Genomic DNA, 7,850 nt, shown 5'->3' on the forward strand with positions numbered 1-7,850 from the left:
CGTTCACGCCCAGTGCCTCGGGCTTGATGACTTCCAGCGGCTTCTTCTTCGCCTTCATGATGTTGGGCAACGTCACGTAACGCGGCTCGTTCAGGCGCAGGTCGGTGGTGATGATCGCGGGCAGCGACACCGACACCGTTTCCAGGCCGCCGTCCACTTCGCGGGTCACCACGGCGCGGCCGTCCGCCACCGCGACCTTGGAGGCGAACGTGGCTTGCGGCAGATCCGCCAGCGCGGCCAGCATCTGCCCGGTCTGGTTGCAGTCGTCGTCGATCGCCTGCTTGCCCAGGATCACCAGGCCCGGCTGTTCGCGGTCCACCAGCGCCTTGAGCAGCTTGGCCACGGCCAGCGGTTGCAGCTCGTCCGCGCACTCGACCAGGATGCCCCGGTCGGCGCCGATGGCCATGGCCGTGCGCAGCGTTTCCTGGCACTGGGTGACACCGCACGACACGGCGATGATTTCAGTGACCACGCCCTTTTCCTTCAGACGCACCGCCTCTTCGACGGCGATCTCGTCGAAGGGGTTCATGCTCATCTTGACGTTGGCGATGTCCACGCCCGTGCCATCGGATTTGACGCGGACCTTGACGTTGTAATCGACAACCCGCTTGACGGGTACGAGTGCCTTCATGCGAAGTTCTCCAGTAGGGAATGGGTCTGAATGCGGGCGGCTGGACAGCAATTCTAGGGGCCGCCCCACGGCGAATTGCGACGGATTGTGGCAGTGCTGGCGGTGCGCTCAAAAAAGCACGATCGTTCGATTTTATCCAGCATTGCGGCAGCGCACCATCGTTTGTCGGCCTTTTTGCATCAGGGTTCACCCGCACGGATGCGCCGGACGCGCTGCTAGACTGGTTGCCCCCATGATGAAGAATGCCCCCACCGCTTCCGCCATCCGCATCGGCGTGTTCGATTCCGGGCTGGGTGGCTTGTCGGTGCTGCGGTCGATCCGCCAGCGGCTGCCGGACGCCCGGCTGCTCTATGTCGCCGACTCGGGCCACGCGCCGTATGGCGAACGCAGCGACGACTACATCTGCGCCCGCTCGCTCGCCATCGCCGAGTTCCTGTTCGGGCAAGGCGCGCAACTGCTGGTGATCGCGTGCAACACGGCCACCGCTGCCGCCGCGACTGCCGTGCGCAGCCGCTACCCCGAGGGGCGCATCGTCGGCGTCGAGCCTGGCCTGAAACCTGCCGCCGCGCTGACCCGCAACGGCCGCGTCGGCGTCATGGCCACCACGGGCACGCTGCGCAGCGAACGCTTCCGCCTGCTCGCCCAAGCCCACGCCGCCCACCTCGACCTGCGCCTGCAAGCCTGCACGGGGCTGGCCGCGGCGATCGAGTCCGGCGAGGTGGACGCCCCGGCCGTGCGCGAGCGGGTCGCCACCCACTGCGCCGCCTTGCGCGAACAGGCCGTGGACACCGTGGTGCTCGGCTGCACGCACTATCCCTTCGTCGCCCACCACATCCAGGCCGAGATGGGCCCGGACGTGCGGCTGATCGACACCTCGGACGCGGTGGCGCGGCGCACGGTGGCGCTGGCCGGCGAGTTGCCCGCCATGCCGGCATCGGCCGCGGCTCCGCACGCCCGCCTGTGGACCACCGGCGACCTCGGCACGCTGCAGGATTTCGCCCACCGCTGGCTCGATTTCCCCTGCACGCTGGCGCCGCTGGACCCTCTGGCGACCCCGGCCGGCTGACGCGAAAAATCGTCCCTTCGCGTATAGTCGCCCGGCGATTTGCCAACCAGTTCACGCTTGACCGCCAGGAGTCCCAGATGCACGCTTCCCGCTTCACCCGCCGCTGTTTCACCGGAACCCTGCTGGCCGCCCTGCTGGCCAGCGGTGCCGCCCACGCCCAGACCGCCGTGCGTGTCGGCTCCAAGATCGACACCGAAGGCTCGCTGCTCGGCAACCTGATCATCCAGGTGCTCGAAGCCGGCGGCATCCGCACCGAGAACAAGGTGCAGCTCGGCAACACCAAGATCGTGCGCGGTGCCCTGACCGCCGGCGAGATCGACATCTACCCCGAGTACACCGGCAACGGCGCGTTCATGTTCTCGGTCGAGAAAGACCCGGCCTGGAAGGATGCCAAGGCGGGTTACGAGAAGGTCAAGGCGCTCGATTTCCAGGCCAACAAGATCGTCTGGCTGGAACCAGCACCCGCCAACAACACCTGGGCCATCGCCATCCGCAAGGACGTGGCGACCGCGAACAAGCTCAAGACGCTGGACGACATGGGCCGCTGGATCGCGGGTGGCGGCAAGTTCAAGCTCGCCGCCTCCGCCGAGTTCATCGAGCGCCCGGACGCCCTGCCCGCCTTCCAGACGGCCTACGGGTTCAAGCTCAAGCAGGACCAGTTGCTGACGCTGGCCGGCGGCGACACCACGGTGACGATCAAGGCGGCGGCCGAGCAGACCTCCGGGGTCAATGCCGCGATGGCGTATGGCACGGACGGGCCGGTGGCGGCGCTGGGGCTGGTGGTGCTGGACGACACGAAGGGCGTGCAGCCGATCTACGCGCCCGCGCCGATCATCCGCGCCGAGGTGCTGGAGAAGAACCCGAAGATCCGCGACCTGCTCGCCCCGGTGTTCAAGACGCTGGACGGCCCGACGCTGCAATCGCTGAACGCCCGCATCGCGCTGGGTGGCGAGGACGCCAAGAAGGTTGCGGCGAGCTACCTGAAGGCCAAGGGCTTCACCAAGTAAGCCGGGTCGATGCGCGTGCCCATGCCCATGCCGCGCGGGCACCTGCGCAACCCGGTGCTGTGTGCGCTGCTGCTGGTGGGGTTGGCGGCAGTGCTGGAGCTGGCCTTCGTGACGCAGGCACCGAACCGGCTGCTGTCGGGCGTCGGCGTGTCGCTGGCCGAGGTGATCGCGGCGGACGGCGTGCGGGGCTGGGCGCTGGCACCGGTGCTGCTGCTGATGGCCGCGGCCCTGCACACCCCGACGCAGGCGCGGGCCCGCTGGCTGACGCTGCTCGGCGCCACGGGCAGTCTGGCGGGGCTGACGTGGCTCGCCGGCACCCACGCCACCGCCCTGCTGTCCGATGACCTGCCGCTGGGCCGCACGGCGCTCGGGGGCGGGTATTGGCTGCTGGCCGTGCTGTGCGGGCTGGCGGCGGCCGAGGCGCTGCGGGGCTGGTCGGCACGGGCGGGGGTGTCGCTGTTCGGTGGCGGCTGCGCGGTGGCCCCGGTCGTCGTGCTGCTGCTGTCCGGGCACCTGGACGCACTCTCGCTGCTCAAGGAATACGCGAACCGGCAGGACGTGTTCGACGCCGCGCTGCGCCGGCACTTGCTGCTTGTCGTGGCCACGCTGGTGCCGGCGGTGCTGATCGGGCTGCCGCTGGGCGTGATGGTGGCACGGCGGCCGAGACTGCAACCGGCGCTGCTGTCGGTGCTCAATTTGGTCCAGACGGTGCCGTCGATCGCGTTGTTCGCCCTGCTGATGGTGCCGCTGGCCGCATTGGCGGCGCACTGGCCGGTGCTGGCGCAGTGGGGCGTGAGCGGCATCGGGGTGGCGCCGGCGGTCACGGCGCTGACGCTGTACGCGCTGCTGCCGGTGGTGCGCAGCACGGTGGCCGGACTGGGGCAGATCCCGCCCGAGGTGCTCGACGCCGCGCGGGGGATGGGCATGACACCGGGGCAGCGGTTCTGGCGCGTGGAGGTGCCGCTGGCATGGCCGGTGTGGCTGGCGGGGCTGCGGGTGACGGCGGTGCAGGTGCTCGGGCTGGCGATGGTGTCGGCGCTGATCGGCGCGGGCGGGTTCGGGGCGGTGATGTTCCAGGGTTTGCTGAGCAGCGCGGTGGATCTGGTGCTGCTCGGGGTGGTGCCGGTGGTGGCGCTGGCGGTGGTGGCCGACGGGCTGTTCAAGGTGCTGGCGGAGTGGACAAGCCGATGAACACGACAACTGCAACGAGCGCGACGGACGCCATGATCGAGTTCCAGCAGGTCGGCAAGTCCTTCGACGGTCAGGCCGTTGTCGAAGACTTCTCGTTGGCGATTGCACCGGGCGAGTTCGTGGTGCTGATCGGCCGCTCCGGTTCGGGCAAGTCCACGACGCTGAAGATGGTCAACCGGCTGGTGGAGCACGACCGGGGCCGCATCCTGTTCGCAGGGCAGGAGATCCGCTCGTTCAAACCGGAAGACCTGCGGCGGCGCATGGGCTACGCGATCCAGTCCACGGGGCTGTTTCCGCACTGGACGGTGGAGCGCAACATCGCCTGCGTGCCCGAACTGCTGAAGTGGCCGACGGCACGCATCCGCGACCGCGTGACCGAACTGCTGGAGCTGCTGCAGTTGCCGCCGGACCTCTACCGGGGCCGCTATCCGCACCAGCTTTCGGGTGGTCAGCAGCAGCGTGTCGGCGTGGCGCGGGCGCTGGCGGCGGACCCGGACGTGCTGCTGATGGACGAGCCGTTCGGGGCGCTCGATCCGATCACCCGCGAGGCACTGCAGCAGGAAATGGCGCGTATCCACCGCCTGTCCGGCAAGACCATCGTGCTGGTGACGCACGACCTCGACGAGGCGCTGCGGCTGGGCACTCGGATCGTGCTGCTCGACCACGGCCGCATCGTGCAGGCGGGGACGCCGCGGCAGTTGCTGGCGGAGCCGGCGAGCGATTTCGTGCGGGACTTCATCGGGCGCGGGGACATCGGGTTGCGGCTGCTGGCGCTGGACACGGTGACGAGCCGGATGCGGCCGGGGGGCGTGGTCTCCAGCGCGGTGCCGTCCCTGCGCGACACCGATTCGCTGCGGGACGCCTTGTCCGCGCTGGTCGCCGCCGGGGCATCCCCTCTGCCCGTGGTCGATGCCGCAGGAGAGGTGTGCGGGGAGATCCACCTGTCCGACGTGGTGCGGAACGTGGCATGACGCGCACGCGCCTGCGCTGGGCCGATCCACTGCCCTGGGCCGTGCTGGCGCTGATCGGCCTGGCGTGGGGGATGCCGCTGCTCAAGCCGCTGTTCGCCGCGGCGTTTCCGGCGCTGGACCGGCCGATGTACGAGCAGGACAGTTTTGTCGCGCTGGTGGCGGCGCACATCGGGCTGGTGGCGGTGTCGAGCGCGGTGTCGGTGCTGCTGGGCTGGGCGGCGGGGGTGTTCGCCACGCGACCGGTCGGGCAGGCGTTTCGTCCGCTGATCGAGACTGTGGTGGCGATGGGGCAGACGGTGCCGCCAGTGGCCGTGCTGGCGGTGGCGGCGCCGCTGATCGGGTTTGGCGAGCGGCCGGCCTTGATTGCGCTGGCGCTCTACGGGTTGTTGCCGGTGGTGCAACAGACGCTGGCGGGGCTGGCGTCCGTGCCACCCAGCGCGCTGGAAGCAGCGACCGGACTGGGCATGTCACCGGCACAGCGGTTCTGGCGCGTGGAGTGGCCGCTGGCGTGGCCGGTGGTGCTGTCAGGGGTACGAACCTCGGTGGTCATCAACATCGGGACTGCGGCCATCGCCTCGACGGTGGGCGCCAGGACGCTGGGATCACCGATCATCGTCGGCCTGAGCGGATTCAATACGGCGTATGTACTGCAGGGCGCGGTGCTGGTCGGCCTGCTGGCGGTGGTGGTGGATCTGGGTTTCGAACGATTGATGCCGAAACGTTGACTCGAAGTGAAAAATACAAAGTGAACAGCACAAAGCAAACAAGCCATCACAGTGGGTGGCTTGTTTGCTTTGTACTACTTGTACTTTGTACTGGAGCGGGAAACGAGACTCGAACTCGCGACCTCAACCTTGGCAAGGTTGCGCTCTACCAACTGAGCTATTCCCGCAAAATTTTCAATACCCAACGAATCTGGTGCCCGGGACGGGAATCGAACCCGTACGCCCCCTCTCGGGAAAGCGGCGGATTTTAAGTCCGCAGTGTCTACCAATTTCACCACCCGGGCTGCTGACCAGCACCAGACACGACAAAACTGGAGCGGGAAACGAGACTCGAACTCGCGACCTCAACCTTGGCAAGGTTGCGCTCTACCAACTGAGCTATTCCCGCATTCAACGACATGGATCAGATTCTGGAGGCGCGGAGTGGAGTCGAACCACCCTACACGGATTTGCAATCCGCTGCATAACCGCTTTGCTACCGCGCCACTGACCATCTTCACCAATAAAAAAGGAAGCCGACTTGCGCTCCCTTTTTCGGAAACCTGTACAGCACTGGAGCGGGAAACGAGACTCGAACTCGCGACCTCAACCTTGGCAAGGTTGCGCTCTACCAACTGAGCTATTCCCGCTTTGCATTGCTGCTTTGCCTGACATGCCGCACCGAATTTGGTGTTTGCTGCAGCGCGTCGAGAACGAAAGTATAGAACAAATCATTCTCTTCGCACAAGCATTTAAGGCAGGTTTTTTTCAGTGCTTGGTTGCAGCTTCCACCACGACCGCCACTGCCGGCTCCACCTTGGCCGCCTCGATCACCTTCGGCTCATCTTCGGGCAAGGGCTGCGGCTGGCGTTCCAGCGCGATCTCCAGCACCTTGTCGATCCAGCGGACGGGGATGATCTCCATCTGGCTCTTCACGTTCTCCGGGATGTCCTGGAGATCCTTGGCATTGGCCTCGGGAATCAGTACCGTCTTGATGCCACCACGGTGGGCCGCCAGCAGCTTCTCCTTCAGGCCACCGATCTCCGTGACTTCACCGCGCAAGGTGATCTCGCCGGTCATCGCCACATCCGCACGCACCGGAATCCCGGTCAGCGCCGACACGAAGGCCGTCGTCATCGCAGCACCCGCGCTCGGACCGTCCTTCGGCGTCGCGCCATCCGGAACGTGGATGTGGATGTCGCGCTTCTCGAACAGCTCTTCCTTGATGCCGAGTCGTGCCGCACGGCTGCGCACCACGGTGCGCGCCGCCTCGACCGACTCCTTCATCACGTCGCCGAGCGAGCCGGTGCGGATGATCACGCCCTTGCCCGTCATGATCGCCGCTTCGATGGTCAGCAGATCACCACCCACCTCGGTCCACGCCAGGCCATTGACCTGCCCGATCTGGTTCTGCTTCTCGGCTTCACCGTAGCTGTACTTGCGCACGCCCAGGAAGTCGTTCAGGTTGGCCGCATCGACCGTCACGCGCCCGTCGTACTTCTTCAGCGACAGGCCCTTCACCACCTTGCGGCAGATCTTGGAGACCTCACGCTCCAGCGAACGCACGCCCGCTTCACGGGTGTAGTAACGGATGATGCCGCGGATCGCGTCTTCGGCAATCGTCAGCTCCTCGTCCTTCACGCCGTTGTTGGTGCGCTGCTTGGGCAGGAGATACCGCTGGGCGATCGAAACCTTCTCGTCCTCGGTGTAACCCGCCAGCCGGATCACCTCCATCCGGTCCAGCAGCGCCGGCGGGATGTTCAGCGAGTTCGACGTGGCGATGAACATCACGTCCGACAGGTCGAAGTCCACCTCGACGTAGTGGTCACCGAACGTGTGGTTCTGCTCCGGATCGAGCACTTCCAGCAGCGCCGACGACGGGTCACCGCGGAAATCCGTGCCCAGCTTGTCGATCTCGTCGAGCAGGAACAGCGGGTTGCGCACGCCGACCTTGCTCAGGCTCTGCAGCACCTTGCCCGGCATCGAGCCGATGTAGGTCCGGCGGTGGCCACGAATCTCGGCCTCGTCGCGCACGCCGCCCAGTGCCATGCGAACGAACTTGCGTCCGGTCGCCCGCGCCACCGACTGCCCCAGCGAGGTCTTGCCCACGCCCGGAGGACCGACCAGACACAGGATCGGCGCCTTGACCTTCTCGACACGCTGCTGGACCGCAAGATACTCAAGGATGCGTTCCTTGACCTTGTCGAGGCCGTAGTGGTCCTCGTTCAGCACGCCTTCGGCGAACGGCAGGTCGTGCTTGACCTTGCTCTTCTTCGCCCA

At 66.8% G+C, this 7,850-nt stretch carries 7 protein-coding genes and 5 tRNA genes; 5 read left to right on the plus strand and 7 right to left on the minus strand.

Annotated features, from left to right (window positions below; all coding sequences use genetic code 11):
* Positions 1-631, minus strand: a 631-nt coding sequence (locus QZW52_RS17630; RefSeq protein WP_294001092.1) for an electron transfer flavoprotein subunit beta/FixA family protein, incomplete at its 3' end; no start/stop codon positions are given.
* Between the two features lie 232 nt (positions 632-863).
* Between QZW52_RS17630 and murI the strand changes: the two genes are divergently transcribed.
* The 5 genes from murI to QZW52_RS17655 all read left to right on the plus strand — a co-directional run bounded on the left by murI (position 864) and on the right by QZW52_RS17655 (position 5,591).
* Positions 864-1,697, plus strand: coding sequence for a glutamate racemase (murI, locus tag QZW52_RS17635; RefSeq protein WP_294001095.1), 834 nt, complete (start codon positions 864-866; stop codon positions 1,695-1,697).
* A gap of 77 nt (positions 1,698-1,774) precedes the next feature.
* Positions 1,775-2,704 (plus strand): glycine betaine ABC transporter substrate-binding protein OsmF, encoded by a 930-nt coding sequence (gene osmF, locus QZW52_RS17640; RefSeq protein ID WP_294001098.1) that lies wholly within the window; start codon positions 1,775-1,777, stop codon positions 2,702-2,704.
* 21 nt (positions 2,705-2,725) lie between these two features.
* Positions 2,726-3,895: an ABC transporter permease gene (locus tag QZW52_RS17645; protein ID WP_294001101.1), complete on the plus strand. Its 1,170-nt coding sequence runs from the start codon at positions 2,726-2,728 to the stop codon at positions 3,893-3,895.
* Positions 3,896-3,927: 32 nt separating this feature from the next.
* Positions 3,928-4,866: an ABC transporter ATP-binding protein gene (locus QZW52_RS17650; RefSeq protein ID WP_434738355.1), complete on the plus strand. Its 939-nt coding sequence runs from the start codon at positions 3,928-3,930 to the stop codon at positions 4,864-4,866.
* Positions 4,863-5,591, plus strand: coding sequence for an ABC transporter permease (locus QZW52_RS17655; RefSeq protein WP_294001105.1), 729 nt, complete (start codon positions 4,863-4,865; stop codon positions 5,589-5,591). The genes QZW52_RS17650 and QZW52_RS17655 overlap by 4 nt, the downstream gene beginning before the upstream one ends.
* A 91-nt stretch (positions 5,592-5,682) precedes the next feature.
* Here QZW52_RS17655 and QZW52_RS17660 read toward each other — a convergent pair.
* The 6 genes from QZW52_RS17660 to lon form a co-directional block, all read right to left on the minus strand.
* Positions 5,683-5,758: transfer RNA gene (locus QZW52_RS17660), tRNA-Gly, on the minus strand.
* Positions 5,759-5,782: 24 nt separating this feature from the next.
* A tRNA-Leu gene (locus tag QZW52_RS17665) sits at positions 5,783-5,875 on the minus strand.
* Positions 5,876-5,903: 28 nt separating this feature from the next.
* Positions 5,904-5,979 (minus strand) — tRNA-Gly (locus QZW52_RS17670).
* A 23-nt stretch (positions 5,980-6,002) separates the two neighbouring features.
* Positions 6,003-6,076 (minus strand) — tRNA-Cys (locus QZW52_RS17675).
* Positions 6,077-6,144: 68 nt separating this feature from the next.
* Positions 6,145-6,220: transfer RNA gene (locus QZW52_RS17680), tRNA-Gly, on the minus strand.
* A gap of 118 nt (positions 6,221-6,338) precedes the next feature.
* Positions 6,339-7,850, minus strand: a 1,512-nt coding sequence (lon, locus tag QZW52_RS17685; RefSeq protein ID WP_294001106.1) for an endopeptidase La, incomplete at its 5' end; no start/stop codon positions are given.

It is taken from the genome of Sphaerotilus sp. (assembly GCF_013299175.1).
GTDB lineage: Bacteria > Pseudomonadota > Gammaproteobacteria > Burkholderiales > Burkholderiaceae_C > Sphaerotilus.